Annotated in this window: 20 protein-coding genes; 10 read left to right on the top strand and 10 right to left on the bottom strand. The window is 64.7% G+C overall.

Annotated elements, in window-relative coordinates; translation table 11 throughout:
• Positions 1-120 precede the first annotated feature (120 nt).
• The 3 genes from dnaQ to ACLEJU_RS16330 are packed head-to-tail and all read right to left on the bottom strand — an operon-like array spanning position 121 to position 2164.
• The gene (gene dnaQ, locus ACLEJU_RS16320; RefSeq protein ID WP_435422604.1) at positions 121-879 is read right to left on the bottom strand and encodes a DNA polymerase III subunit epsilon; all 759 of its coding nucleotides are present in this window, start codon (positions 877-879) and stop codon (positions 121-123) included.
• 51 nt (positions 880-930) lie between these two features.
• Positions 931-1377 carry a ribonuclease HI gene (rnhA, locus tag ACLEJU_RS16325; protein ID WP_054884018.1) on the bottom strand — a complete coding sequence of 149 codons (447 nt, stop codon included), beginning with the start codon at positions 1375-1377 and terminating at the stop codon, positions 931-933.
• 13 nt (positions 1378-1390) lie between these two features.
• A complete protein-coding gene (locus ACLEJU_RS16330) occupies positions 1391-2164 on the bottom strand; it encodes a class I SAM-dependent methyltransferase (protein ID WP_435422603.1) in 774 nt (257 codons plus the stop codon).
• 85 nt (positions 2165-2249) lie between these two features.
• Here ACLEJU_RS16330 and gloB point away from each other — a divergent pair, with 85 nt between their 5' ends.
• From gloB to ACLEJU_RS16365, 7 genes are all read left to right on the top strand, one after another.
• Positions 2250-3029, top strand: a complete 780-nt coding sequence (gloB, locus tag ACLEJU_RS16335) for a hydroxyacylglutathione hydrolase (protein ID WP_435422602.1) — start codon at positions 2250-2252, stop codon at positions 3027-3029.
• Positions 3030-3129: 100 nt separating this feature from the next.
• Positions 3130-4554 carry a transglycosylase SLT domain-containing protein gene (locus ACLEJU_RS16340; protein ID WP_435422601.1) on the top strand — a complete coding sequence of 475 codons (1425 nt, stop codon included), beginning with the start codon at positions 3130-3132 and terminating at the stop codon, positions 4552-4554.
• Between the two features lie 178 nt (positions 4555-4732).
• Entirely contained in the window at positions 4733-6505 is a 1773-nt protein-coding gene (locus tag ACLEJU_RS16345; RefSeq protein WP_435422635.1) for an extracellular solute-binding protein, read from the top strand.
• Positions 6502-8328: an extracellular solute-binding protein gene (locus tag ACLEJU_RS16350; protein ID WP_435422600.1), complete on the top strand. Its 1827-nt coding sequence runs from the start codon at positions 6502-6504 to the stop codon at positions 8326-8328. The genes ACLEJU_RS16345 and ACLEJU_RS16350 overlap by 4 nt, the downstream gene beginning before the upstream one ends.
• A 1-nt stretch (position 8329) precedes the next feature.
• Positions 8330-9403 (top strand): microcin C ABC transporter permease YejB, encoded by a 1074-nt coding sequence (locus tag ACLEJU_RS16355; protein WP_027919080.1) that lies wholly within the window; start codon positions 8330-8332, stop codon positions 9401-9403.
• Between the two features lies 1 nt (position 9404).
• Positions 9405-10424 carry an ABC transporter permease gene (locus ACLEJU_RS16360; RefSeq protein WP_103446637.1) on the top strand — a complete coding sequence of 340 codons (1020 nt, stop codon included), beginning with the start codon at positions 9405-9407 and terminating at the stop codon, positions 10422-10424.
• 1 nt (position 10425) lies between these two features.
• On the top strand, positions 10426-12024 hold the full coding sequence (locus ACLEJU_RS16365; RefSeq protein ID WP_435422599.1) for an ABC transporter ATP-binding protein: 1599 nt from the start codon (positions 10426-10428) through the stop codon (positions 12022-12024).
• Positions 12025-12188: 164 nt separating this feature from the next.
• Here the strand turns inward: ACLEJU_RS16365 and ACLEJU_RS16370 are convergent, their stop codons facing one another.
• Entirely contained in the window at positions 12189-12572 is a 384-nt protein-coding gene (locus ACLEJU_RS16370; RefSeq protein ID WP_435422598.1) for a GFA family protein, read from the bottom strand.
• Between the two features lie 185 nt (positions 12573-12757).
• On the opposite strand from ACLEJU_RS16370, the gene ACLEJU_RS16375 reads away from it, so the two are divergent.
• The 3 genes from ACLEJU_RS16375 (at position 12758) to ACLEJU_RS16385 (ending at position 18575) form a co-directional block, all read left to right on the top strand.
• Positions 12758-15688 (top strand): aminotransferase, encoded by a 2931-nt coding sequence (locus ACLEJU_RS16375; protein ID WP_435422597.1) that lies wholly within the window; start codon positions 12758-12760, stop codon positions 15686-15688.
• 62 nt (positions 15689-15750) lie between these two features.
• Positions 15751-16656: a LysR family transcriptional regulator gene (locus tag ACLEJU_RS16380; protein ID WP_435422596.1), complete on the top strand. Its 906-nt coding sequence runs from the start codon at positions 15751-15753 to the stop codon at positions 16654-16656.
• A gap of 56 nt (positions 16657-16712) precedes the next feature.
• Complete coding sequence (locus ACLEJU_RS16385; protein ID WP_435422595.1) at positions 16713-18575, top strand: FAD-dependent oxidoreductase; 1863 nt, start codon at positions 16713-16715, stop codon at positions 18573-18575.
• 111 nt (positions 18576-18686) lie between these two features.
• On the opposite strand, the gene ACLEJU_RS16390 is transcribed toward ACLEJU_RS16385, so the two are convergent.
• From ACLEJU_RS16390 to kdpF, 6 genes are all read right to left on the bottom strand, one after another.
• On the bottom strand, positions 18687-19382 hold the full coding sequence (locus ACLEJU_RS16390) for a response regulator (protein ID WP_435422594.1): 696 nt from the start codon (positions 19380-19382) through the stop codon (positions 18687-18689).
• On the bottom strand, positions 19379-22033 hold the full coding sequence (locus tag ACLEJU_RS16395) for a DUF4118 domain-containing protein (RefSeq protein WP_435422593.1): 2655 nt from the start codon (positions 22031-22033) through the stop codon (positions 19379-19381). The genes ACLEJU_RS16390 and ACLEJU_RS16395 overlap by 4 nt, the downstream gene beginning before the upstream one ends.
• 167 nt (positions 22034-22200) lie before the next feature.
• A complete protein-coding gene (kdpC, locus tag ACLEJU_RS16400; RefSeq protein ID WP_435422592.1) occupies positions 22201-22752 on the bottom strand; it encodes a potassium-transporting ATPase subunit KdpC in 552 nt (183 codons plus the stop codon).
• 10 nt (positions 22753-22762) lie between these two features.
• A complete protein-coding gene (kdpB, locus tag ACLEJU_RS16405) occupies positions 22763-24817 on the bottom strand; it encodes a potassium-transporting ATPase subunit KdpB (protein WP_435422591.1) in 2055 nt (684 codons plus the stop codon).
• Between the two features lie 10 nt (positions 24818-24827).
• On the bottom strand, positions 24828-26522 hold the full coding sequence (gene kdpA / locus ACLEJU_RS16410; RefSeq protein ID WP_435422590.1) for a potassium-transporting ATPase subunit KdpA: 1695 nt from the start codon (positions 26520-26522) through the stop codon (positions 24828-24830).
• 9 nt (positions 26523-26531) lie between these two features.
• Positions 26532-26621 (bottom strand): K(+)-transporting ATPase subunit F, encoded by a 90-nt coding sequence (gene kdpF, locus ACLEJU_RS16415; RefSeq protein ID WP_033696222.1) that lies wholly within the window; start codon positions 26619-26621, stop codon positions 26532-26534.
• Positions 26622-26658: the final 37 nt, after the last annotated feature.

The following is a 26658-nucleotide window of genomic DNA, read 5'->3' on the forward strand; positions in this document are numbered from 1 at the left end:
GGGTAGTTGGCCTTGTACTGCCTGTACCGGCCTCTTCGGGGCAAGCCCGCTCCTACAGGAGTTATGCGATCCCTGCAGGAGCGCGCTTGCCCCGCGAAAGGGCCGGTACAGGCTTACGCATCAACCAGCAGGTGTCTCTGTCAGGGCTTGCCACATCGACGGCCCACCCGCCGACTTGGCCACCGCTGCCAGCCGCTCGGCATGCGCCTCCAGCTCTTCGGCAGAGGCCATGATCACCCGCCCTGGCGCGCGCCCGACGATGCGACGGATCTCGCTGCCCGTCGCACCCTGCCCGTCACCATCACCGTCTGCCCCGTGCCCAGCCAGCGACAGGCTGGTCTGGCCACCGGTCATCGCCAGGTAGACGTCCGCCAGCAACTCGGAGTCGAGCAACGCGCCGTGCAGCTCACGGCCAGAGTTGTCGATGTCGTAGCGTTTGCACAGCGCATCGAGGCTGTTGCGCTGCCCTGGGTGGCGGGCACGGGCCAGCAGCAGGGTATCGAGGATGGTGCAGTGGTTGGCGATGTCGGCGCGATCGCCCTGCCCCAGCAAGGCGAATTCGTTGTTGATGAAGCCGACGTCGAACGCCGCGTTGTGGATGACCAGGGTGGCGCCCTGGATGAATTCGAAGAACTCTTCGGCGACATCGGCGAAGCGCGGTTTGCCGACCAGGAACGCGTCGGTGATGCCGTGAACGTTGATCGCCCCCTCGTCACTTTCGCGGTCAGGCTGCAGGTAGACGTGGAAGTGCCTCCCGGTCAGGCGCCGGCCCATGACCTCGACACAGCCGATCTCGATGATCCGGTGGCCTTCGCTGACCGGCATACCCGTGGTTTCGGTATCGAGAATGACCAGGCGTTTATCTTGCTGCTGCTCCACGCGGGGCGCTCCAACTTGCATCAGTTACAAAGGCGGCGATTGTACCGCAGCTCAACGCTTGGCGCGCACTTCCTCGACGCCGCGGTTGGCCAGCTGGTCGGCGCGCTCGTTGCCGGGGTGGCCGATGTGCCCGCGCACCCACTTCCAGGTGACCTTGTGGCGGTTGACCTGTTCGTCGAGCAGCTGCCACAGATCGGCGTTCTTCACCGGCTCCTTGGCTGCGGTCTTCCAGCCGCGCTTCTTCCAGTTGGCCATCCACTCGTTGATGCCTTTCATCACGTACTGCGAGTCGGTGGTCAGCACCACTTCGCACTCACGCTTGAGCGCCATCAGCCCCTGAATCGCCGCCATCAGTTCCATGCGGTTGTTGGTGGTTTCGCGCTCGCCACCCCACAATTCCTTCTCGACGCCCTTGAAGACCAGCAGGACGCCCCAGCCGCCCGGGCCGGGGTTGCCCTTGCAGGCGCCATCGGTATACATCTCGACGCTATCGCTCATGTACCACTCATGTTCAGTGCTTTTCGGTTCCCGGGTTGGCGGCGCTGCGGTTGACCTTGGCCAGCGGCAGCGGCAGCAGCTTGCCCATCGGCTCGCGGCGCACCTGGCGCAGCGGCCGCAGGCCGACCACCATCTTGCGCGCCACCAGCAGGTAGACCCCGCCGCCGGCACTCTGCCAACCGCCCGCCATCCGTTCCCAGCCTGCCAGGCGTTGCTGCCAGGCCGGCGAAGTGAGCGGCGGACGATAGCACCCGAAGCGGCGTTTCTCCAGCGCGAAGCCCAGCAGGTTGAGCCAGTCGCCCACCCGTGACGGCGAGATGCAGCGCGCCCTGCGCAGCGCACCATGACTGAAGAAATGGCGAATGCCCCAGCCGCTCCAGGGATTGATGCCGACGATCAGCAGGTGCCCGCCCGGGCGCACCGCGCTGGCTGCCTCGCGCAGCAGGCCATGGGGCGACAGGCTGAAGTCCAGGCCATGCTGCAGCACAACCACGTCGGCGGCGTGCTCGCTCAAGGGCCAGGCCTGTTCCTCACAGACGATTTCCACCCCCGGCAGCGGTGCACCAAGGCGTACGTTACGCTGCACCTGTGGCGCGCTCGGCGGCGCCTCGGCACAGGGGCCATAGTGCACGAGGTAGCCACCGAAGAAGCGCCCGAGCTCCTCTTCCAGCAGTTTTTCCTCTTCCTTCAGCATCAGCTGGCCGAGTGGGCCATTGAACCACTCACGGGCCAGGCTGATCAGCTCGACCCATTCCGGGTCGGCCTGAGCAAAGGCTTGGTCGGTCATTGCGTTCTCCCTCGAAGGTTCTCGCACCGCGCCATCGCGGCTAAGATGCCCTCATGTGCCACGCCTGGCGATACGGATCCGCACCATGATACAGATCGACGCTCTCCCCGCTTTCTCCGACAACTACATCTGGTTGTTACAGGATACTGCCAAACGCCGTTGCGCGGTGGTCGATCCCGGTGATGCCAGCCCGGTGGAGGCCTGGCTGGCCGCCAACCCCGGCTGGGCCTTGGACACCATCATGGTGACCCACCACCACCATGACCATGTCGGCGGTGTCGAACGCCTCAAGCAGCAAACCGGTGCCCGCGTCTGCGGCCCGGCCCACGAGCAGATCCCAGGCCGCGATCTGGCGCTGGACGAGGGCGACCAGGTCAACGTGCTGGGCGTGCCCTTCCAGGTAATGGCCGTGCCGGGCCACACCCTGGGTCACATCGCCTACTTCAGCAACAAGCCGTCAACACCGCTGCTGTTCTGCGGCGACACCTTGTTCGCCGCTGGCTGCGGGCGCATGTTCGAAGGCACGCCGGAACAGATGCAATCCGCCCTCGCCCGCCTGGCGGCGCTGCCGGAGCGGACCGAAGTCTATTGCAGCCATGAATACACCTTGAGCAACCTGCGCTTTGCCAAGGCCGTAGAGCCTACCAACCCGCATGTTCTGCAGCGGTTCGAAGACGTTACCCGGTTGCGCGCCGAAAATCGCATCACCTTGCCATCAACCATCGGTCTCGAGCGCCTGACCAACCCTTTCCTGCGTACCGCTGAAACATTAGTTAAACAAAAAGCAGACGAATGGAAGGGACATTCAAACGACTCGCAGGTCACTGTTTTTGCTGCTTTGAGGTCTTGGAAGGATACCTTCTGATAACCTCAAGATATATCGCAGAGGGTTCACAACGGTTGACCCAGGCGGGTGCGGTTTCTAGAATCGCCGAAATTTTTCGCCCGGAAACCTGTGTCAGCCGATGTCTTCCCGTAGCCGCAGAACCGCTCATTCAGTCGCCCTGACGCGCCTGGCCCAAATCAGTGCGCTGGCGCTGGCCGCCACCCTGGTGGGCTGCCAGAGTACCCGTCAGCTCGACGAAGCCGACAACGTTCGCGCTCACACCTACCAGGCACGGATCAAGCACAAGCCCTCGCCGCTGGCGATCAAACCGGCCGAACCGCCGCAGGATGTCTGGGAGCGCATGCGCCAGGGCTTCGCCCTGCAGGACAACATCGATGTCAACCCGCGCATCGAGCAGCAGCGCCTGTGGTTTGCCAGCAACCCGACGTTCCTCGAAAGCGCCGGCGAGCGCGGCAGCCTCTACCTGCACTATATTGTCGAGCGCCTCGAAGAGCGCGACATGCCGCTGGAGCTCGCACTACTGCCGGCCATCGAGAGCGCCTACAACCCAATGGCCTACTCGCGCGCCAGCGCGGCGGGCATGTGGCAGTTCATGCCGGCCACCGGTCGCCACTTCAACCTGCGCCAGACCAACTTCTACGATGGCCGTCGCGACATCACCGCATCGACCAACGCCGCGCTGGACTACCTGACCCGCCTGCACGACATGTTCAACGGCGACTGGCTCCTGGCCCTGGCGGCCTACAACGCGGGCGAAGGCACCGTCAGCCGTGCCATCGAGCGCAACGAGAAGCTCGGCCTGCCCACCGATTACTGGAACCTGCCACTGCCACAGGAAACCCGTGACTATGTGCCCAAGCTGCTGGCGCTGTCGCAGGTGGTCTCCACGCCTGAGGCCTATGGTGTGAACCTTACCCCGATCGCCAACGAGCCCTACTTCGAAGCGGTAGCCATCAACGACCGCCTCGACCTGTCACGGGTCGCCGCCTTCGCCAACATCGACGAAGACGAACTGATTCAGCTCAACCCGGCCTTCAAGAAACGCATGACCGTGGATGGGCCCAAGCAGCTGCTGGTGCCGACCGCCAAGGCGCAACTGCTCAGCGACAGCCTGTCCAACCTCAAGCCCGAGCAGCTGGTCAGCCTGCAGCCGAACAAGGCCGTGTTCGCTGCCGCCGTGGCCGAAGCCAAGGCGCCTGCCGCGCGCAGCTACCGGGTCAAGCGAGGCGACAGCCTGAGCAGCATCGCCAGGGCCAACCGGGTTGCGGTCAAGGACATCCAGCGCTGGAACAAACTGCCGGGCAACCGCGTCAAGGCTGGCCAGGTCCTGGCCCTGCGCGGCGGCAGCGCGCCGAGCGCCGCAGGCAACCGCGTGGCCGCCTCCGGGCAACGCTCCACCCAGTACAAGGTGCGCAAGGGTGATTCGCTGTATCTTGTAGCCAAACGTTTCAACGTCGAGATGCAGCACCTCAAGCGCTGGAATCCGCGCAGTGGCCATGCGCTCAAGCCAGGCCAGACCCTGACCGTCTATCTGTCGCACTGATACACGACCAAGGGCCGCTATGCGGCCCTTGGCAATCCCCTGGACCCCACTCTTTTTCCATACCCGCCAAGCTGTTACTGTACCCCGACCAAAGCCCAACGCCTCTGGATCGGATGCCGACTTGATACGTCCCCTCCTGCTGTCATTCAGCCTGGCCTTGAGCTTCCCCGCCGTCGCGATGGTGAGCGAAAGCCACGGATACGCGCAGTTCGGCACGCTCAAGTACCCAGCCACATTCACCCACTTCGATTGGGTCAACCCGCAAGCGCCCAAGGGCGGTACCTTGCGGGCCATGGCATTCGGCACCTTCGACACGCTCAACCCTTACACCTTCAAGGGCACCAGCCCGGTCACCACGCCGAACTTCCTGCAGTACGGCGTCAGCGAGCTGAACGAAACGCTGATGGTCGGCACCGGCCAGTACGACCCATCCGGTGACGAGCCCACCTCCAGCTATGGCCTGATCGCCCGGTCGGTGGAGTACAGCGAGGACCGCAGCTGGGTGGTGTTCAACCTGCGCCCGGAAGCCCGCTGGCATGACGGCGCGCCGATCACCGCCGCCGACGTGGCGTTCTCGTACCGTACCCTGCTCAAGCAAGGGCACCCGATCTACCGCACCAACCTGCAGGAAGTGCAGCGCGTAGACATTCTCGGCCCGCTGCGCATCCGCTTCGTCTTCAAGCGCGCCGGCAATCCGCTGCTGATCCTGCGCCTGGGCGAAATGCCGGTATTGCCCAAGCACTACTGGCAAAAGCGTGACTTCGAGGCCACCACCTTCGAACCGCCGCTGGGCAGCGGGCCGTATCGCATCACCCAGGTGGAACCTGGCCGGCGCCTGGTGTTCGAGCGGGTAAAGAACTACTGGGGCAAGGACCTGGCGGTGAACCGCGGCAAGTACAATTTCAACCGCGTCGAGTACGAGTTCTACCGCGATGCCACCGTGGCCTTCGAAGCGTTCAAGGCCGGTGAGTTCGACATCTATATCGAGCACCAGGCAAAAAACTGGGCCAACGGTTACAACTTTCCGGCCGTGCGCCGTGGCGAGGTGATCAAGGCGCAGATCCCGCACCAGATCCCTACCCAGACCCAGGGCCTGTTCATGAACAGTCGCCGAGCCACCTTCAGCGACCCGCGGGTGCGCCAGGCACTAGGGCTGATGCTCGATTTCGAGTGGACCAACCGCGCGCTGTTCAGCAGCGCCTACCGCCGCGCGACCAGCTACTACCCCAACAGCGAGTTCGCCGCCAGCGGCGTACCCACCGGCAAAGAATGGCTGCTGCTGGCGCCGTTCCGTGACCAACTGTCCGACAAGCTGTTCACCCAGCCCTACCAGGTCAGCCACACCGACGGGCGCGGCATTGGCCGCCAGACCCTGCGCCAGGCCCTGGGCCTGCTCAACCAGGCTGGCTGGAAGCTCGACGGCCAGCGCCTGGTCAACGCCAAGGGCCAACCGCTGCGCATGGAGCTGCTGCTGGTTAACCCGAGCCTCGAACGCATCCTGCAACCTTATGTCGAAAACCTGGCCAGCATCGGTATCGATGCGCGCTTGCGCACGGTGGACCGTGCCCAGTACAAACAACGCCTGGACCAGTTCGACTTCGACATGATCCTTATGACCTTGAACCAGACCTTGAGCCCGGGCCTCGAACAGTGGCTGTACTTCCATTCCAGCCAGGCCTCGACCAAAGGCAGCAAGAACTATGCTGGGGTCAAGGACCCGGTGGTCGACCACCTGCTCGACACTTTGCTGGCCGCGCGCACCCGCGACGACCAGGTCGCCGCCGCCCGCGCCTTGGACCGCGTGCTCTCATGGCAGTACTACATGATCCCCAACTGGTACCTCGACAATCACCGCCTGGCCTACCGCAACCGGTTCGCCTTCGTCGCCACGCCGCCCTACACCCTCGGGCTGAATACCTGGTGGATAAAGCCTTCGGAGAAAGCCCAATGAAGCCGACGCTACGCCTGGCCTGCAGCCTGCTGGTCGCCTGCCTGAGCCTGCCCGCGCTGGCCGCGCCGCAACACGCGCTGACTTTGTACGACGAGCCGCCGAAATACCCGGCCGACTTCAAGCACTTCGACTACGTCAACCCCGACGCGCCCAAGGGCGGCACCTTCCGTCAGTCCAGCTTCGGTGGCTTCGACAGCCTCAACCCGTTCATCAACAAAGGCGTCTCGGCCGACAACGTCAGCATCATCTACGACACCCTGATGCGTCAGAGCCAGGATGAACCGTTCACCGAATACGGCCTGGTCGCCGGCAAGATCGAGAAGGCCCCGGACAACAGCTGGGTGCGCTTCTACCTGCGCCCCGAGGCACGCTTCCACGATGGCCACCCAATGCGTGCCGAGGACGTGGTATTCACCTTCAACACCCTGATCAAGGACGGCGCCCCGCTGTACCGCCAGTACTACGGGGATGTGGCTGAAGTGGTCGCAGAAGACCCACTCAAGGTGCTGTTCAAGTTCAAGCACAACAATAACCGCGAGCTGCCGCTGATTCTCGGCCAGTTGCCGGTGCTGCCCAAACACTGGTACGAAACCCGCGAGTTCACCCGTGGCAACCTCGAACCGCCGCTTGGCAGCGGCCCGTACAAGGTCGCCGAGGTCAAGGCCGGGCGCTCGATCCGCTACGAGCGGGTCAAGGATTACTGGGCCAAGGACCTGCCGATCAACCGCGGGTTCTACAACTTCGACGCCATGACCTTCGATGTCTACCGTGACAACAACGTGGCGCTGGAGGCACTCAAGGCGGGGGCCTTCGACTACGAACTGGAGATGAGCGCGAAAAACTGGGCGACCGCCTATGACGTGTCCGCCGTACGCGATGGCCGCCTGATAAAGGAAGAAATACCCAACGGCAATCCTGTGGGCATGCAAGGCTTCGTCTTCAACCTGCGCAAGCCGGTGTTCCAGGACGTGCGTGTACGCAAGGCACTCAGCCTGTTGTTCGACTTCGAATGGACCAACAAGCAGCTGTTCAACGGCGCCTACATTCGCACCGACAGTTATTTCGAGAACTCCGAAATGGCCGCCAGTGGCCTGCCCTCGCCGGCCGAGCTGAAGATCCTCGAACCGCTGCGCGGCAAGGTCCCCGAGCAGGTGTTTACCGAGGCCTTCGCCAACCCGGTCAGCGACGGCAGCGGGATGATCCGCGAGCAGCAGCGCCAGGCCTACAAACTCCTTCAGGAAGCCGGCTGGAAGATCGTCGACGACAAGATGGTCGACAAGGATGGTAAACCGGTCAGCATCGAGTTCCTGCTGGCACAGACCCAGTTCGAGCGCGTGCTGCTGCCGTTCAAACGCAACCTCGCTGATTTGGGGATAGGCTTCGAGATCCGCCGCGTGGATGTCTCGCAATACATCAACCGCCTGCGCTCGCGTGACTTCGACATGATCGTCGGCGGCTTCGCGCAATCCAATTCGCCCGGCAACGAGCAACGTGAGTTCTGGTCCAGCGCTGCCGCCGACAACCCCGGCAGCCGCAACTTCATCGGCCTGCGCGACCCGGCCATCGATCAACTGGTGGAGGAGCTGATCAATGCCGACTCGCGCCAGAGCCTGATCGACCACTGTCGCGCACTCGACCGCGTGCTGCAATGGGGTTACTACGTGGTGCCCAACTGGCATATCAAGACCAATCGGGTGGCCTACTGGAACCACATCGGCCACCCCAAGGTATCGCCCAAGTATGACGTCGGCATCGACACCTGGTGGGTCAAACCGGATGTGACGCCGGCGGTCACCGACGCCCCTGCGGACGAGGCCAACTGACATGCTGGCCTATATCCTGCGCCGCCTGCTGCTGATCATCCCGACCCTGTTCGGCATCCTGATCATCAACTTCATCATCGTCCAGGCCGCCCCCGGCGGCCCGGTGGAACAGATGATCGCCAAGCTCGAAGGCTTCGAGGGCGCCACCAGCCGTATCGCTGGCGGCGGCGCCGAAGTTTCGGTAGCCGGTTCCAACTACCGCGGCGCCCAGGGCCTGGACCCGGCGCTGATCGCCGAGATCGAGCACATGTACGGCTTCGACAAGTCGGCGCCCGAACGCCTGTGGATCATGATCAAGAACTACGCCACGCTGGACTTCGGCGACAGCTTCTTCCGTGACGCCAAAGTCATCGACCTGATCGCCGAGAAGATGCCGGTGTCGATCTCGCTGGGGCTGTGGAGCACGCTGATCATGTACTTGGTGTCGATCCCGCTGGGCATCGCCAAGGCGGTGCGCCACGGCAGCCACTTCGACGTCTGGACCAGCTCGGCGATCATCGTCGGCTACGCCATCCCGGCGTTCCTGTTCGCCATCCTGCTGATCGTGCTGTTCGCCGGTGGCAGTTACTTCGACTGGTTCCCGCTGCGCGGCCTGACCTCGAACAACTTCGACGAGCTGTCCACCACGGGCAAGGTGCTCGACTACTTCTGGCACCTGGTGCTGCCGATCACCGCACTGGTGATCGGTAACTTCGCCACCATGACCCTGCTGACCAAGAACAGCTTCCTCGACGAGATCAACAAGCAGTACGTGGTCACCGCCAAGGCCAAGGGCCTGAGCCGGCCGCGCGTGCTGTACGGGCATGTGTTCCGCAATGCCATGCTGCTGGTGATCGCCGGCTTCCCGTCGGCGTTCATCGGCATCTTCTTCACCGGCTCCCTGCTGATCGAGGTGATCTTCAGCCTCGATGGCCTGGGCCTGATGAGTTTCGAAGCGGCCATCAACCGCGACTACCCGGTGGTCTTCGGCACCCTGTTCATCTTCACCCTGCTCGGGCTGGTGGTGAAGCTGATCGGCGACCTGACCTACACCCTGGTCGATCCACGCATCGACTTTGCCAGCCGGGAGCACTGACATGGCCCTCTCCCCCCTCAACCGCCGGCGCTTCGAGCGCTTCAAGGCCAACCGCCGAGGCTGGTGGTCACTGTGGCTGTTCCTGATCCTGTTCGGCCTGAGCCTGGGCGCCGAGCTGATTGCCAACGACAAGCCAATTGCCGTGCGCTACGACGGCTCATGGTACTTCCCGGCGTTCAAGCGCTACCCGGAAACCACCTTCGGTGGCGAATTCCCGTTGGAGGCCAACTACAAGAGCCCATACATCCGCGACCTGCTGGAGAAGAAAGACAGCTTCGTGGTGTGGGCGCCGATCCCGTTCAGCTATCAAAGCATCAACTACGACCTGCGCGTACCGGCCCCGGCGCCGCCCTCGGCGGACAATTGGCTGGGTACCGACGACCAGGGCCGCGACGTACTGGCGCGGGTGATCTATGGCTTCCGCGTGTCAGTACTGTTCGCACTCACCCTGACCGTGCTCAGTTCCATCGTCGGCGTCATCGCCGGCGCCCTGCAAGGTTTCTACGGCGGCTGGGTGGACCTTGCCGGGCAGCGCTTCCTGGAAATCTGGTCCGGCCTGCCGGTGCTGTACCTGTTGATCATCCTCGCCAGCTTCGTGCAGCCCAACTTCTGGTGGCTGCTGGGCATCATGCTGCTGTTCTCGTGGATGAGCCTGGTGGACGTGGTGCGCGCCGAGTTCCTGCGCGGGCGCAATCTTGAATACGTGCGCGCGGCCCGTGCCTTGGGCATGCGCAACGGCGCGATCATGTACCGGCACATCCTGCCCAATGCCATGATTTCCACCATGACCTTCATGCCGTTCATCCTCACCGGTGCCATCGGCACCTTGACCGCGCTGGACTTCCTCGGCTTCGGCCTACCTCCTGGCGCACCGTCGCTGGGCGAGCTGGTGGCGCAAGGCAAGTCCAACCTGCAAGCCCCGTGGCTGGGCATCAGCGCCTTCGCGGTGCTGGCGATCATGCTGAGCCTGCTGGTGTTCATCGGCGAATCCGCCCGCGATGCCTTCGACCCGAGGAAGTGATATGAGCGAACAGAACCTGATCGAAGTGCGCGACCTGGCGGTGGAGTTTGTCACCGGCGAGCAGGTCAACCGGGTGGTCGACGGCATCAGCTTCGACATCCGCAAGGGCGAGACGTTGGCCCTGGTCGGCGAAAGCGGCTCGGGCAAATCGGTCACCGCGCACTCGATCCTGCGCCTGCTGCCCTACCCGCTGGCCCGCCACCCCAGCGGCAGCATCCGCTATGAAGGCAAGGACCTGCTGCAGCAGAACGAGAAGACCCTGCAACGTATTCGCGGCAACCGTATTGCGATGATCTTCCAGGAGCCGATGACCTCGCTGAACCCGCTGCACTGCATCGAGAAGCAGATCAACGAAATCCTCCTGCTGCACAAGGGCCTGACCGGCAAGGAAGCCACAGCGCGCACGCTGGAACTGCTGGAACTGGTCGGCATCCCTGAACCGCGCAAGCGCCTGAAGGCCCTGCCCCACGAACTGTCCGGCGGCCAGCGCCAGCGGGTGATGATCGCCATGGCCCTGGCCAACGAACCCGAGTTGCTGATTGCCGATGAACCGACCACGGCGCTGGATGTGACCGTGCAGTTGAAGATCCTCGACCTGTTGAAAAAGCTGCAGGCAAAGTTAGGCATGGCCCTGCTGCTGATCAGCCACGACCTCAACCTGGTACGGCGCATCGCCCACCGCGTGTGCGTGATGCAGCGCGGGCAGATTGTCGAACAGGCCGAGTGCGCCACGCTGTTCAGTGCCCCACAGCATCACTACACGCAGATGCTGATCAATGCCGAGCCCAGCGGGTTGCCGGCGCATAACCCGGTAGGTGCGCCGTTGCTGGAGGTGAATGATCTGAAGGTGTGGTTCCCGATCAAAAAGGGGCTGTTGCGCAAGACTGTTGACCATGTGAAGGCGGTGGACGGGATCAACTTCAGCCTGCCCCAGGGGCAGACGCTGGGGATTGTCGGCGAATCCGGGTCGGGCAAGTCGACACTGGGGTTGGCGATTCTGCGGTTGATCTCCAGCCAGGGCGGTATCCGCTTTCATGGCCAACAGCTTGAAGGGATGAACCAGAAGGCAGTGCGGCCGCTGCGGCGGGAAATGCAGGTGGTGTTCCAGGACCCCTTTGGCAGCCTGAGCCCGCGCATGTGTGTGGCGGATATCGTTGGCGAGGGGCTGCGGATTCACAAGATCGGCACGCCTGAGGAGCAGGAAGCCGCAATCGTTGCGGCGCTGGAGGAAGTGGGGCTGGACCCGCGCACCCGCCATCGCTACCCCCATGAGTTTTCCGGCGGCCAGCGCCAGCGGATAGCCATTGCCCGGGCACTGGTGTTGAAGCCGGCGCTGATCCTGCTGGATGAGCCGACCTCGGCGCTGGACCGCACAGTGCAGCGGCAGGTGGTGGAGTTGCTACGGAATTTGCAGGCCAAGTACAACCTGACGTATCTGTTTATCAGCCATGACCTGGCGGTGGTCAAGGCGCTGAGCCACCAGTTGATGGTGATCAAGCATGGGCATGTGGTGGAGCAAGGGGATGCGCGGGAGATCTTCCATGCACCGCAACATGTCTATACGAAACAATTGTTGGAAGCGGCGTTTTTGGGCGAGTGAAACGGGGCCTGCCTGCAGAGCGCATGAAGGCTTGCAGGTGCCTGCCGAAAGATTTGCAGCGCCTATTAGACCGAGCGCCGCGCGGGCGGCGCTCGATCCCAGCCACCCTGCAAAAACCAAGGCATGCACCCGCCAGCCCTACTGCAATCCCTCGGCAGGCCCGGTCACCCGGCAAGCGAACACCAATCCACCACCACACCCATGTGAACATGCTTTTGCTTGCCGGGCCTGAACGGCGTATCCAGTGTTCCCAATGCGATGGAAATCCAATCAGCAAATTCACCCTGTGACTGCGACCAGAACAAACTAGACCCACAACGCGAACAAAACTCACGCCGCACCGCCTCCGAAGAGGCGTAGCTCCTGAGAAGCTCAGCACCGCAAAGCAACCGCATCGCCCCCCGCGGCACGCTGCCATAACTGCCAAACGCCGCCCCGTGCCCTTTGCGGCACTGGCTGCAATGGCAATGGCTCACGGCCTTGGGCGCAGTCCGCAACTCATAACGTACGCCGCCACACAGGCAGCTCCCCTGATAAAGCTCCGTCATGGGTCAGTCCATCCCAGGAAACCAGCGAGCTTAACCTCGTCCCCTCACCTGCGGAATACGCGACGCCATGATCGGAGCTGCGACGACTTCATTCATCAGAAATTCTGATCACGATCGTCTTTCATCATCAGCCAGATCGGGAATAGATTCTCTCCAGTCAACTCCCAGCAACAACGGTAGAGCTCATGTCCAGCCCACAACAAAAACCCGCCTCCCCTGCCCTCGCCACGCTGATCCAGCGCTCCGGCCTGCCCAGCCCTGTGCTCGGCGAAGCCCAGGCGCACACGCTGTTGCAGACACACTACGGCCTGGATGGCGACTTGACTGCGCTGGGCAGCCAGCAGGACCTCAACTTCCGCGTAGACGCCGCGCAGGGGCGCTTCGTGCTCAAGGCCTGCCATGGCAGCTACGCCGAAGTCGAACTGCAGGCGCAGCACGCCGCCCTGGCCTACCTGCGCGAGCAGGGCTTGCCAGTGCCTGCCGTGCAAGCTGCGCAGGATGGCGAAACCTTGCTGGCAGTGGACATCGATGGGCAACCCCTGCGGGTGCGCCTGCTCGACTACATCGACGGCCAGCCAGTGACCCGCCTCAAGCACATGCCGCCACGCCTGATGGCTGAACTGGGCAAGCTGTGCGCACGGCTCGACCTGGCCTTGGTCGACTTCGACCACCCTGGCCTGGTGCGTACCCTGCAATGGGACCCGCAACATGCCCAGGCGCTGATCGAACACCTGCTGCCAATGCTGCAGGACGCCGGGCAACGCGCCCGCATCGACCAGGCCACCCGTGTGGCCAGCGAGCGCCTGGCACCCTTGGCGGCGCGGCTGCCGACTCAGGCCGTGCACCTGGACATTACCGACGACAACACCGTGTGGGCGCGAGACGACCAGCGCCAATGGCAACTGCAGGGCGTGATCGACTTCGGCGACCTGTCGCGCACCTGGCGCATCGCCGACCTGTCGGTGACCTGCGCAGCGCTGCTGCACCATGCCGAAGGCGACCCGCTGCGTATCCTGCCAGCCATCAGCGCCTACCAGGCCCTCAACCCGCTGACAGAGGCCGAGCTGCGTGCGTTGTGGCCGTTGGTACTGAACCGTGCGGCCGTGCTGGTACTGAGCAGCGCGCAGCAATTGGCCGTGGACCCGGACAACCAGTACACCCGCGACAACGTCGCCCATGAATGGGAAATCTTCGATACCGCCACGGCCGTGCCGTTTGCCTTGATGGAAGCGGCCATTTTGCAGGCGGCCGGCCTGCAAGCCGATGCCGCCAACCTGACGGGCTGTGCGCCGCTCCTCCCTGAGTTGGCCGGGCAGCCGGTCAGGCGAGTCGACCTGGGCGTGCTCAGCGCGCACTGCGAAGCCGGAAACTGGGAACAGGCGGGCTTCGACCAGCACCTGCTGAGTTCGCAACCTGCACCGGCCTGCAGCCTGCACGGCCAGTATCGACTGTCACAAACCCATGTCGATCGCCCCGAAGAACCCGCCACCTGCGCGCTGGGCGTTGAGCTGCATGTGCCCAATGGCAGCCCGGTTCATGCACCCGAAGCGGGCATCTGGCAACGTCACGGCGACGGCCGCGGCAGCCTGCGCACGCCACACTGGGCCTTGTGGTTGCAAGGCCTGGAAGATGCCCTGGCGGATGGCCAGGCCGTGACGAAAGGGCAATCGCTGGGCAGCAGTTGCGGCTTCCTCAGTGTCCAGCTGTGCCTCGACACCCATATCCAGCCGCCCTTCTTCGCCACCCCGTCGCAAGCTGACGCCTGGCTGGCCCTGTGCCCGTCGCCTGCCGCGCTGCTGGGCATCGATTGCGACGCCGAACCGTTGCCCGACCCACAGGCCCTGCTGGCCCGTCGCGACGCCAGCTTCGCCCGTTCGCAGAAGCACTACTACGCGCAGCCGCCGCAGATCGAACGCGGCTGGCGCAACTACCTGATCGACCTGCAGGGTCGCTCGTACCTGGACATGCTCAACAACGTCGCCGTACTGGGCCACGGCCACCCACGCATGGTCGCCGAATCGGCGCGCCAGTGGTCGCTGCTCAACACCAACTCGCGATTCCACTACGCCGCCATCACCGAGTTCTCCGAGCGCCTGCTCGACCTCGCGCCCGAGGGCTTCGACCGGGTATTCATGGTAAACAGCGGCACCGAGGCCAACGACCTGGCGATCCGCCTGGCCTGGGCCTACAGCGGTGGCCGTGACCTGCTCAGCGTGCTGGAGGCCTACCACGGCTGGTCGGTGGCCACCGATGCCATTTCCACCTCGATCGCCGACAACCCGCAGGCCCTGGAAACCCGCCCTGACTGGGTGCACCCGGTGGAGGCACCGAATACCTTCCGCGGCCGCTTCCGCGGTGCCGACACGGCGGCCGACTACCTGCGCGATGTCGACACCAAGCTGGCCGACCTCGATGCCCGTGGCCGCCAATTGGCCGGCATCATCTGCGAGCCGATGTACGGCAATGCCGGGGGCATTTCGCTGCCGGCCGGTTACCTGCGCGACGCCTATGCCAAGGTCCGGGCCCGGGGCGGCGTGTGCATCGCCGACGAGGTGCAGGTCGGTTATGGCCGCCTGGGCGAGTACTTCTGGGGCTTCGAGGAACAAGGCGTGGTGCCCGACATCATCACCATGGCCAAGGGCATGGGCAACGGCCAGCCGCTGGGTGTGGTGATCACCCGCCGCGAGATCGCCGAAGCACTGGAAGCCGAGGGTTACTTCTTCTCCTCGGCCGGCGGCAGCCCGGTGAGTTGTCGCATCGGCATGGCGGTACTGGACGTGATGCAGGAGGAAGGCCTGTGGGACAACGCCCGCGACACCGGGCGCTATTTCAAGGCGCGCCTGCAGGCGCTGGTCGACAAGCACCCGCTGGCCGGCGCGGCCCATGGCTCGGGCTTCTACCTGGGGCTGGAGCTGGTGCGCAACCGTGAAACCCTGGAGCCGGCCACCGAGGAAACCATGCTGCTGTGCGACCGCTTGCGCGAACTGGGAATTTTCATGCAGCCGACCGGCGACTACCTGAACATCCTCAAGATCAAGCCGCCGATGTGCACCACGCGGGCGAGCGTCGACTACTTCGTCGACAGCATTGACCGGGTGCTTGGCGAAGGCCTGTAAGGGGCTGTCAAGCGGGCCGGCGAGTGTTCATACTTTCCGGCCTCCTCCTCAGGTTTGCGGACATGGCCTTCAGCAGCGACTCCCTGGCAATTTTCCTCGCAGTGCTGGAAGCGGGCTCGTTCTCTGCCGCCGCGCGCAAACTGGGGCGGGTGCCGTCGGCCGTGAGCATGGCCATCGCGCAACTGGAAGCCGAGCTGGACCTGGCCCTGTTCGACCGAGCCACACGCAAGGCCTTGCCCACCAGCGCCGCCCTGGCGCTGGAACCCCAGGCGCGGCAGGTGATCTGCCAGCTCAACCTGCTCGACGCCCAGGCCCTGCAACTGCACCAGGGGCTGGAAAAGCGCCTGACCATCGCCATGGCCCCCGAGCTGCAGACCGGCCGCTGGAGCCAGCCGCTGGAAACCCTGGCGAAGGAGTTTCCCAGCCTGGAGATCGAAGTGCGTTCGGCAACCCAGACCGAAGCGGTGCGCTTGCTGCATGAAGGCAGCGTGCAACTGGCGCTGGTGTTCGAGCGCCCGGGGATAGATGAACGCGAGTCATTTCTCGAAGCGGGCAGCCAGTTGCTGGTGGCTGTCGCTTCACCGCGTCATCCCGCTGGCAGCAACAGTGGCATGCCGCTGCCTGAAGAAGCCTTTGCCGAACAGCGGCAGATTATCGTGGCTTCGGGCAAGGCCACCGGCTCGGACCCGCGCATGGTGCTGTCGCGGCGGATATGGTTGACCGACAGCTATTTGGCGACGCTCGACCTGGTGCAATCCGGCCTGGGCTGGGCCTACCTGCCGCAGCCACTGGTGGAGCCGTTGATTGCTTCAGGCGCATTGGCCGAGGTGCGTTTTGACAACATGGCCAGCCGCCTACGCTTGTGGGTAGACATCATCTGGATCAAATCCCGCCCGTTGGGCCTGGGCGCCAGGCGTTACCTGGAGGTGATGCGCCAATGCTTTGAAACAGAATCTCCAAGGTCCTGAGCCATACCCGGCTACGCTTCGAGCAAGCCAATGGTTACCCCGGTAAGGACACTGACATGACCATCACCCGACGCGACTTTCTCAATGGCATAGCCCTCACTATCGGCGCGGGCCTGACCCCGTTGCAGATTCTCCAGGCGGCGCCGTCTGGCCGCTATTATCCACCCGCCCTCACCGGCCTGCGCGGCAGCCACCCAGGCGCGTTCGAGGTGGCGCACCAGATGGGCTGGGAGAAGCAGGTTTTTGACACCAACAGCCTGAAAGCAGATGAGCAGTACGATCTCGTGGTGGTCGGTGCAGGCATCAGCGGCCTGTCTGCCGCCTGGTTTTACCGCCAGCAGCACCCGAACGCCCGCGTGCTGATCATCGAGAACCACGACGACTTCGGTGGGCATGCCAAGCGTAACGAGTTCCTCGCCGGTGGCCAGATGATCCTTGGCTACGGCGGCAGCGAAGCCTTCCAGTCACCCAAGCACCTCTTCAGCGACACGGTCAACGGTCTGCTCAAACAACTGAACGTGGATGTAGACCGCTTCCGGACCGCGTTCGACCGCAATTTCTACCCCAACCTCGGCCTGTCCCGTGGGGTGTTCTTCGACCAAGCCGGCTTCGGTGAAGCGAAGCTGGTCAGTGGCGACCCGACGCCCATGGTCGCCGATGATATCGCCCCAGACAAACTCAACGCCCGCAGCTGGCGCGCATTCATTGGTGACTTCCCGCTGCCAGAAGCCGATCGCCAGGCATTGATCGACCTGCACGAGGCACCCCGCGACTACCTGGCTGGCAAAAGCCTGGAAGATAAAGAGGCCTATCTGGCCAAGACCAGCTACCAGGACTTTCTGCGTAAGGACGTCGGCCTCAGTGAGGCCGCTGCGCGCTACTTCCTCAGCCGCACTAACGACTTCTCCGCACTGAGCATCGACGCTGTGGCCGCCGCCGATGCCTATGGTGTGGGCTTCCCAGGCTTTGCTGCCATGGGCCTCGCGCCGGTCAACGAAGAGCTGAAAGCGGAAATGGAAGAACCCTACATCTACCACTTCCCCGACGGCAACGCCTCGCTGGCACGCCTGCTGGTGCGCAGCCTGATTCCCGCTGTAGCGCCCGGCAACAATATGGACGACATCGTCCTGGCGCCCTTCGACTATGCCAAGCTAGACCTCGTGCAAAGCCCTGTACGCCTGCGCCTGAACAGCACCGCAGTAAGTGTCAGCAACCGCGACGCCGGCGTCGATATCGGCTACAGCCGGGCCGGCCAGCTGCACCGGGTACGCGCTAAATTCTGTGTGCTGGCCTGCTACAACATGATGATCCCGTACCTGCTGCGCGACCTCTCCGCCGAGCAGGCCCACGCGCTGGAGCAGAACGTAAAGTTTCCGCTGGTGTACACCAAGGTGCTGATTCGCAACTGGCAGAGTTTTATGAAGCTGGGCGTTCACGAAATCTACGCACCGAACCAGCCCTACAGCCGGGTTAAACTGGATTACCCGGTGGATATTGGCGGCTACCGCCATCCACGCGACCCCGACCAGCCCATCGGTCTGCACATGGTCTACGTGCCGACTACGCCAAACGCAGGGCTCGACGCCCGCAGCCAGGCCCGTACCGGCCGCAGCAAGCTATTTGCCATGAGCTTCGAGCAAATGGAAAACATGGTACGTGATCAGTTGCAGGCAATGCTGGGGCCGGCAGGTTTCGATTACAGCAAGGATGTACAGGCCATCACCATCAATCGATGGCCGCATGGTTACGCGTACTATGCCAACAGCCTGTTCGATGACCAGAAACAGAGTGAACTGCTGATGAACCTGGCGCGCCAGAAAGTCGGCAATGTTGCGATCGCCAACTCCGATGCTGCCTGGGAGGCCTACGCGCACGCGGCCATAGATGAAGCGTTGCGTGCGGTAAACGAGTTGCACTGATATACCCGGCAACAGCAGGATTTTCCTTGTACGTCAATCAGTCGATTGCGCCCCCGTGACAGCACATCACTGGCTAGCAGGGCGCCCACTGATCAGACGTCGCGCTCTGCGCTAATGGACCGGCGCCACCAGCCGATACCCCACCCCCGCTTCGGTAATGATGAACCGCGGCGCCGTCGGGTCATCGCCAAGCTTATGCCGCAAATGCCCCACCACGATCCGCAGGTAGTGGGTGTCGTCGACATGGGTCGGCCCCCAGATATCCTTGAGCAATTGCTGCTGGGTAATCACCCGCCCCGGGTGCCCCGCCAGTTGTGCCAGCAGCGCGTATTCCTTGCGCGTCAGTGCGATCTCCAGACCATCCAGCGTCACTTTGCGAAAGGCGAAATCCACCACTAGCGGCCCGAAGCTCGCCGTCACTTCGCTGCCGCCGGACTGCGGCACCTGACGCAGCAACGCGCGCACCCGGGCAAGAAACTCCTGGATACCAAAGGGCTTGGTCACATAGTCATTGGCGCCGCCATCCAGCGCGTCAACCTTCTGCACCTCGCTGGCCCGCACCGACAACACCAGCACCGGCACTGCGCTCCACTCGCGCAACTCACGCAGCACCTGCTGGCCGTCCATGTCGGGCAGGCCGAGGTCGAGCACCACCAGGTCAGGCTTGGCCAGCGCCGCCTGGGCCAGGCCTTCGCTGCCAGTGGCGGCTTCGATCACCTTGTAGCCCTGGGAGCTGAGGCTGATGCGCAGGAACTTGCGGATCTGTGGTTCGTCGTCGATGACCAACAGGGTGGCGGACTGGCTCATGGGGTTTCGCTTTCGGCTTCGGGTTGCTGGGGCAGCGGCAAGCATAGTGTGATGCAGGTGCCGTGGCCATCGATGCCGTCGCCCACCAGAATCTGCCCACCGTGGGCACCGATCATGCCCTGGCAGATCGCCAGGCCCAGGCCGGTGCCCTGCCCGCCGCGATCGCCTCGGGCAGCGGTGTAGAACATGTCGAAGATCTTCTCGCGTTCGGCCACTGGGATACCGGGGCCCTGGTCGCTGACGGCGAAGTGCAGCTGCTCGTCGTGTACTGAAACCTGCAGCTCCAGGCGGCCTTGCGCGGGCGAGAAGCGTGCGGCGTTTTCCAGCACATTGATCAGCGCCTGTTCGATCAGCGCGGCGTGCACGAACAGCAACGGCAGCTCACCGGGCACCTCTGTGTGCACGTGCAACGGCGCCAGCACCGCACGTAGGCGGTTGAGGGCACTACCGACAATGTCGGCCGGGGCCACCCAGTCGCGGGCCAGCTTGAGGCCGCCGTGGCCGAGGCGGGTCATGTCGAGCAGGTTCTGGATGTAGCGGTCCAGGCGTTCGGCCTCGTTGCGCGTGCCTTCGAGCAGCTCGCGGCGATCTTCGACGGGGATCGCCTCGCCCAGCGCCAGCAGGCTGTCGATACTGCCGCGCATGGCCGTCAGCGGGGTGCGCAGGTCGTGGGACACAGAGGCGAGCAAGGCACTGCGCAGCTGCTCGGTTTCGCCGTGCAGCCGGGCGGCTTCGAGCTGTTCGGCCAGTCGGGCACGAGCCAGGGCCTGGGCCAAGGGTTGGCCGAGGGCCATCAGCAGGCGCCGACGCTGGTTACTCAAAGGCTCTCCGGAGCGCGGGCGCACGCCGAGCAGGGCCAGGGGCTGATCGTCGACCGCCAGCGGCCACCACCACCAGCGGCCATTGGGCAAGGTATCGCTGCCATGACCGGCGGCCTGGCCATGCTGCCAGGCCCACTCGGCGGCGGCACGCTCGTTGTCGCTCAAGGCCTGGGCTTCGCCGCTCGCCAGGTGCAGCAGCCCTTCGCTGCTGCGCTCCAGCAGGCACACCTGCACGTCTTTCCAGCCATTGAGGTGGCGACCGGCGGCGTTGAACACCGCCTGGCGATCGGTGGCCACGGTCAGGCGACGCGACAGGTCGAGCAGCTGGTTGGTCTGCGCCTGGGTTTCGCGCAGGACCTGCAACTGGCTGCGCTGGCGCGCCGCAAGATTGCCGGTCAGGGCCGCCATGAGCAGGAAGAACACCAGCGTCAGCACGTCTTCCTCGCGCTGAATGCTGAACGAGAAGTTCGGCGGAATGAACAGGAAGTCGTAGGTCAGGAACGACAGCGCCGCGCAGGCAAGCGCCGGGCCCAGGCTGCTGCGCACGGCCACCAGGAGCACGGCGGCGAGGAACACCAGCGAGATGTTGGGCAGCGCCAATACGCTCGACACGCCCCAGGCCAGGCCGGCGGCCAGCACCGTGGCCACCAGCGCCAGCAGGTAGTGGCGCCAGATCCACACCCGGCTGACCGCCGCCCGTACCGGCCGTGCCTGGCTGTCGCGGTCGAGCACGTTGATCTCCAGGCCATGGCTTTCGCGCAGCAGCCGGGTGGCGACGCCAGCGCCGAACAGGCGACGGCGCAGCCGATCGCGGGATTGCCCGACCAGCACCAGGCTGGCGCGACGCTCGGTGGCGTGCTGGATCAAGGTTCGCGCCACTTCACCTGCACGCAGCAACACCACCTCGCCCCCCAGGCGCTCGGCCAGTTGCTGAGCCGCCTGCAGGCGCTGGCGGGCGGCTTCGTCACGCAGCCGGCCGTTGTCGACGTGCACCAGGCTCCACGGCAGGTGGCGGCGCTGGGCAACACGGCTGGCGTGGCGCACCAGGCGCTCGGCCTGCTCATCGCCATCCACGCCCACTAGCAGGCGCCCACGCAAGGCCGGCGCCGCTTCGCCACGCAGGCGGTAACCGTGGGCCAGGTCGGCGTCGACCTGGGCGGCGGCGGTCTGCATGGCCAGCTCGCGCAGGGCAGTAAGGTTGGTTTGCGAGAAGTACGCATCTATGGCGGCCCGTGCCTGCTCCGGCACATACACCTTGCCTTCGCGCAGGCGTTCGAGCAGCTCGCGCGGCGGCAGGTCGATCAACACCAGCTCGAAGGCTTCCTGCAGCACCCAGTCTGGCAGCGTTTCGCGCACCTGCACGCCGGTAATGCCGCGGACTTTGTCGTTGAGGCTTTCCAGGTGCTGGACGTTGACCGTGGTGTACACGTCGATGCCGGCGGCGAGCAACTCCTGCACGTCCTGCCAGCGCTTGGCGTGGCGGCTGCCGGGGGCGTTGGTGTGGGCCAGTTCGTCGACCAGGGCCAGGGTCGGCGCGGCCTTGAGCAAGCCGTCGAGGTCCATTTCCTCGAGGGTGACGCCGCGGTATTCGCTGCGCAGCAAAGGCTGCTGAAGCAGGCCACCGAGCAGCGCTTCGGTTTCGCTGCGGCCGTGGGTTTCCACTACCCCGGCCAGCACTTGCACGCCTTGACGTTGCTGGGCGTGGGCGGCCTGGAGCATGGCGAAGGTCTTGCCAACGCCGGGGGCGGCGCCGAGGAACACCTTGAGCCGGCCGCGACCGCTGCGCGGGAGGGTGGCCAACAGCGCGTCTGCGCGGGTGGAGTCACTCATGTTTCATCCTTCTGGGGCAATTCATGCCTTGTAGGAGCGGCCTTGTGTCGCGAAAGGGCCGCAAAGCGGCCCCAGGCATTCAGCATCATTGCTGAGAGTGCTGGGGCTGCTCTGCAGCCCTTTCGCGACACAAGGCCGCTCCTACAGAGATAGAGGGCAGCTTTGTATCAGCGGCTCAGCTGTTCCAGTGCCTGGTTCAAGGCCAGCACATTGACCACCGGTGGCCCGATCAATGGGTGGAGGGTGGCCTCTTCCAGCAAGGCTTGCAAGCGCTCCACCGGCACCTGCCGCGCCGCCGCCACCCGAGGAATCTGGTAGGCCACCGCTTGCGGTGGCAAGTGCGGGTCGAGGCCGCTGCCCGAGGTGGTCAGCAAGGCCTGCGGCACCGGCCCAAGCTGTGCCTGGTACAGCGCCGCGGCATCGCCCTTGACCCGCTCGGCCAGCGCCGGATTGCTTGGTGCCAGGTTGCTCGCGCTACTGGCCACGGTGGCAAAAGCACCCGCCGAAGGCCGTGGATGGAACCAGGCATCACCCTGGAAATCCTGGGCGATCAAGGCCGAACCTCGCACCTGCCCGCGCTCATCGCGCACCAGGCTGCCATTGGCCTGCTCGGGGAACGCCAGCTGGGCAACCCCGGTCACCGCCAGCGGGTACAGCGCGCCAGTGACCACCGTCATCAGCAGGATCAGGCTCATCGCCGGGCGTACGTAACTGTTCATGATGGCCTCCTCAGACCAGGTGCAAGGCATTGAGCAGCAGGTCGATCAGCTTGATCCCGGCGAACGGCACGATGATGCCGCCCAGCCCGTAGATCAGCAGGTTGCGCCGCAGCAGGTGCGCCGCGCTCGCCGCCTGCACGCGCACGCCGCGCAATGCCAGCGGGATCAGCACGATGATGATCAGCGCGTTGAACACGATGGCCGAGAGGATCGCGCTCTGCGGGCTGGCCAGGTGCATCAGGTTGAGCACGCCGAGCTGCGGGTAGATGGCGGCGAACAGCGCCGGCAGGATGGCGAAGTACTTGGCCACGTCGTTGGCGATGGAGAAGGTGGTCAGCGCACCCCGGGTCACCAGCAGTTCCTTGCCTACCTGCACCACGTCCAGCAGCTTGGTCGGGTCGCTGTCCAGGTCGACCATGTTGGCCGCCTCGCGCGCCGCCTGGGTGCCATCGTTCATCGCCATGCCGACGTCCGCCTGTGCCAGCGCCGGGGCATCATTGGCGCCGTCGCCGCACATGGCCACCAGGCGACCGTCGTTCTGCTCCTGGCGAATGCGGGCCAGTTTCTTCTCCGGCGTGGCTTCGGCGAGCACATCGTCCACGCCGGCTTCGGCGGCGATGGCCGCAGCGGTCAGCGGGTTGTCACCAGTCACCATCACGGTGCGGATGCCCAGCTTGCGCAGCTCGGCAAAGCGCTCGCGGATACCCGGCTTGACCACGTCCTTGAGGTGGATCACGCCGAGCAGGCGCTTGTCCAGGCACACCAGCAGCGGGGTGCCACCGCTCTGGGCAATGCGCTCCACCTCACGGGCCAAGGCGCTAGGCAGGTCCAGGCGCTGCATGCCGACGAAGGCCAGCACGGCGTCGACGGCGCCCTTGCGGTAGTGGTGCTGCTGGAAGTCGATACCCGAAAGGCGCGTCTCGGCGCTGAAGGCGATGGCCTGGTACTGACCGAGTGATGGCTCGACGAAGTCGTGCAACTGGCGCAGGTACTCGACGATCGACTTGCCTTCGGCGGTGTCGTCGGCCAGCGAAGCGAGCAAGGCGCCCTCCCCCAGCTCTTTGGCAGTCACACCCTGGGCCGCATGCAGAGCGCTGCAGCGGCGGTTGCCGAAGGTGATGGTGCCGGTCTTGTCGAGCATCAACGTATGCACGTCGCCGGCCGCCTCCACCGCGCGGCCGGAGCGGGCGATCACGTTCAGGCGTACCAGGCGGTCCATGCCGGCGATGCCGATGGCCGAGAGCAGGCCGCCGATGGTGGTCGGGATCAGCGTCACCAGCAGCGCGGCGAGGAAGATCAGCGGCAGGCTGCCGCCGGCAAAATGGGCGAACGGTTGCAGGGTCACCACCACGATCAGGAAGATCAGGGTCAGGCCGATCAGCAGGATGTCGAGGGCGATTTCGTTGGGGGTCTTTTGCCGCTTGGCGCCTTCGACCAGGGCGATCATGCGGTCCAGGGTCGACTCACCGGGGTTGCTGGTGATGCGGATCAGCAGCCAGTCGGAGACCAGCCGGGTGTTGCCGGTGACGGCTGAGCGGTCGCCGCCGGACTCACGGATGACCGGCGCGGACTCACCGGTGATGGCCGCTTCGTTGACCGCCGCGATGCCTTCGAGAACCTCACCGTCACCGGGGATCATCTCGCCGGCCACCACGCGCACCACATCGTCCTTGCGCAGCCCCGTGGCTGCGACACTCTCGAAACTGCCATCGCGCTTGCGGCGCTGCGCCGTCAGCCCCTGGCTACCGGCCTTGAGGCTGTCGGCGCGAGCCTTGCCACGGCCTTCGGCGAGGGCCTCGGCAAAGTTGGCGAACAGCACGGTGAACCACAGCCACAGGGCAATCTGCGCGGCGACACCGGTGCTGACGCCATTGCCGGGGGCGAAACACAGCGCGGTGGTGAGCATCGCCGTCAGGGCGACCACCAGCATCACCGGTGCCCGTTTGAGCTGGCGCGGGTCTAGCTTGACGAAGGCCTGCACCAGCGCCGGCCGCCACAGGGCGGCAAAGCGAGTCTGGTCCTTGGCGCTGTGTGAGGCGTTCACTTCAGGAATGGGCATGTTCATGGATGATTCCTCAGAAACCCAGGCTCAGTTGTTCGGCGATCGGCCCGAGGGCCAGGGTCGGCAGGAAGGTCAGGCCACCGACCAGCAGGATGGTCACCAGCAACAGGCTGGCGAACAGCGGGCCGTGGGTGGGGAAGCTGTTGCTGCCCTGGGGCGCGCTCTTTTTCGCCGCCAGGCTGCCGGCCAGGGCCAGGATCGGCAGGATGTAGCCGAAGCGGCCGATCAACATGGCCAGGCCGATCATCACGTTGTGGAACACCGTGTTGGCGCCGAACCCGGCGAATGCCGAGCCGTTGTTGGCGGTGGCCGAGGTATAGGCGTACAGCAGCTGGCTGAAGCCGTGGGCGCCGGGGTTGCTCACTGCGCTGGCGGGCCCTGGCAGGCTGGCGGCGATGGCCGCGAGCACCAGCACGCCGACCGGCATCACCAGCAGGGTGGCCACCAGCAGCTGCACTTCGCGCGCCTGAAGCTTCTTGCCGAGGTACTCCGGCGTACGGCCAATCATCAAGCCGGCCAGGAATACCGCGATCAGCACGAACAGCAGCATGCCGTAGAGCCCGGCACCGACGCCGCCGAAGATCACTTCGCCCACCATCATGTTGACCATCGCGACCATGCCGGTCAGTGGGTTGAGGCTGTCATGCATGGCGTTGACCGAGCCGTTCGAGGCCGCCGTGGTGGTCACGGTCCACAGCACCGAGCCGGTGGTGCCGAAGCGGCTCTCCTTGCCCTCCATGGGTGCGCTCTGCTGCACTTGGGCGCTTTCCAGCGCCGGGTTCGGCTGGTACTCCGACCACAGTGCCGTGGCGCCACCCAGCAGGAACAGGCCAAGCATGCAGGCGATGATGGCTCGGCTCTGGCGCAAGTCCTTGACGTAGTGCCCGAAGGTGAACACCAGCGCCACCGGAATCAGGATGATCGAGGCCACCTCGAACAGGTTGCTCCAGGCCGTGGGGTTTTCGAACGGGTGCGCCGAGTTGACACCGAAGAAGCCGCCACCGTTGGTGCCCAGCTGCTTGATGGCGATCTGGCTCGCGGCCGGGCCCAGCGGGATGGTCTGGTCGGCGCCTTGCAGGGTCACGGCATGGGCGTAGTCGGCGAAGGTCTGCGGCACGCCCTGCCACACCAGCAGCAGTGCCAGTAGCAGGCACAGCGGCAGCAAGCCGTAGAGGGTGGCGCGGGTCATGTCGACCCAGAAGTTGCCCAGGCTGGTGGTGGAGCGACGGGCGATGCCGCGGCACAGCGCGATCAGCACAGCCAGGCCGGTGGCAGCGCTGACGAAGTTCTGCACGGTCAGGCCGAGCATCTGGCTCAGGTAGCTGACCGAAGCCTCACCGCTGTACGCCTGCCAGTTGGTGTTGGTGACGAAGCTCACCGCCGTGTTGAATGCCAGCGACCACTCCTGGCCGGGCAGGTGCTGCGGGTTGAGTGGCAGGTGGCCTTGTAGCAGGAGCACGCTGAACAGCAGCAGGAAGCCGGCCAGGTTGAAGGCCAACAGGGCCAGCGTGTACTGCTTCCAGTTCTGCTCCTGGCCGGCGTTCACCCCGGCCAGGCGGTAGCAGGCTTGCTCGACCGGGCCGAGCACTGGGGTCAGCCAGGTGCGCTGCCCTTCCATCACCTTGTAGTAGAAACGCCCGAGCCAGGGTGCCGGCAGCAGCACGATGGCGAAGAAGGCCAACAGCAAGAGGTAATCGTAACTGTGCATGGCCGCTCCCTAGCTGCGATCGGCGCGCAGCAGCGCTACCAGCAGGTAAACCGCCAATGCCACTGCCAGTAGCAGTGACAACCCGTCGAGCATGTACATGCGTGCAACTCCCCCGTGGTGCGGCCTGGGCCGCTTT

Origin of the sequence: Pseudomonas sp. SMN11, assembly GCF_052041945.1 — a bacterium.
GTDB lineage: Bacteria > Pseudomonadota > Gammaproteobacteria > Pseudomonadales > Pseudomonadaceae > Aquipseudomonas.

Bases quoted from the DNA above. Each gene is read 5' to 3' on its own strand.
- kdpF (WP_033696222.1), bottom strand. From the start codon at position 26,621: ATGTACATGCTCGACGGGTTGTCACTGCTACTGGCAGTGGCATTGGCG.
- kdpB (WP_435422591.1), bottom strand. From the start codon at position 24,817: ATGAACATGCCCATTCCTGAAGTGAACGCCTCACACAGCGCCAAGGAC.
- ACLEJU_RS16380 (WP_435422596.1), top strand. From the start codon at position 15,751: ATGGCCTTCAGCAGCGACTCCCTGGCAATTTTCCTCGCAGTGCTGGAA.
- ACLEJU_RS16390 (WP_435422594.1), bottom strand. From the start codon at position 19,382: ATGAGCCAGTCCGCCACCCTGTTGGTCATCGACGACGAACCACAGATC.
- ACLEJU_RS16360 (WP_103446637.1), top strand. From the start codon at position 9,405: ATGGCCCTCTCCCCCCTCAACCGCCGGCGCTTCGAGCGCTTCAAGGCC.
- ACLEJU_RS16365 (WP_435422599.1), top strand. From the start codon at position 10,426: ATGAGCGAACAGAACCTGATCGAAGTGCGCGACCTGGCGGTGGAGTTT.
- ACLEJU_RS16340 (WP_435422601.1), top strand. From the start codon at position 3,130: ATGTCTTCCCGTAGCCGCAGAACCGCTCATTCAGTCGCCCTGACGCGC.
- ACLEJU_RS16355 (WP_027919080.1), top strand. From the start codon at position 8,330: ATGCTGGCCTATATCCTGCGCCGCCTGCTGCTGATCATCCCGACCCTG.
- ACLEJU_RS16375 (WP_435422597.1), top strand. From the start codon at position 12,758: ATGTCCAGCCCACAACAAAAACCCGCCTCCCCTGCCCTCGCCACGCTG.
- ACLEJU_RS16385 (WP_435422595.1), top strand. From the start codon at position 16,713: ATGACCATCACCCGACGCGACTTTCTCAATGGCATAGCCCTCACTATC.
- rnhA (WP_054884018.1), bottom strand. From the start codon at position 1,377: ATGAGCGATAGCGTCGAGATGTATACCGATGGCGCCTGCAAGGGCAAC.
- kdpA (WP_435422590.1), bottom strand. From the start codon at position 26,522: ATGCACAGTTACGATTACCTCTTGCTGTTGGCCTTCTTCGCCATCGTG.
- ACLEJU_RS16370 (WP_435422598.1), bottom strand. From the start codon at position 12,572: ATGACGGAGCTTTATCAGGGGAGCTGCCTGTGTGGCGGCGTACGTTAT.
- ACLEJU_RS16345 (WP_435422635.1), top strand. From the start codon at position 4,733: ATGGTGAGCGAAAGCCACGGATACGCGCAGTTCGGCACGCTCAAGTAC.
- kdpC (WP_435422592.1), bottom strand. From the start codon at position 22,752: ATGAACAGTTACGTACGCCCGGCGATGAGCCTGATCCTGCTGATGACG.
- gloB (WP_435422602.1), top strand. From the start codon at position 2,250: ATGATACAGATCGACGCTCTCCCCGCTTTCTCCGACAACTACATCTGG.
- ACLEJU_RS16330 (WP_435422603.1), bottom strand. From the start codon at position 2,164: ATGACCGACCAAGCCTTTGCTCAGGCCGACCCGGAATGGGTCGAGCTG.
- ACLEJU_RS16395 (WP_435422593.1), bottom strand. From the start codon at position 22,033: ATGAGTGACTCCACCCGCGCAGACGCGCTGTTGGCCACCCTCCCGCGC.
- ACLEJU_RS16350 (WP_435422600.1), top strand. From the start codon at position 6,502: ATGAAGCCGACGCTACGCCTGGCCTGCAGCCTGCTGGTCGCCTGCCTG.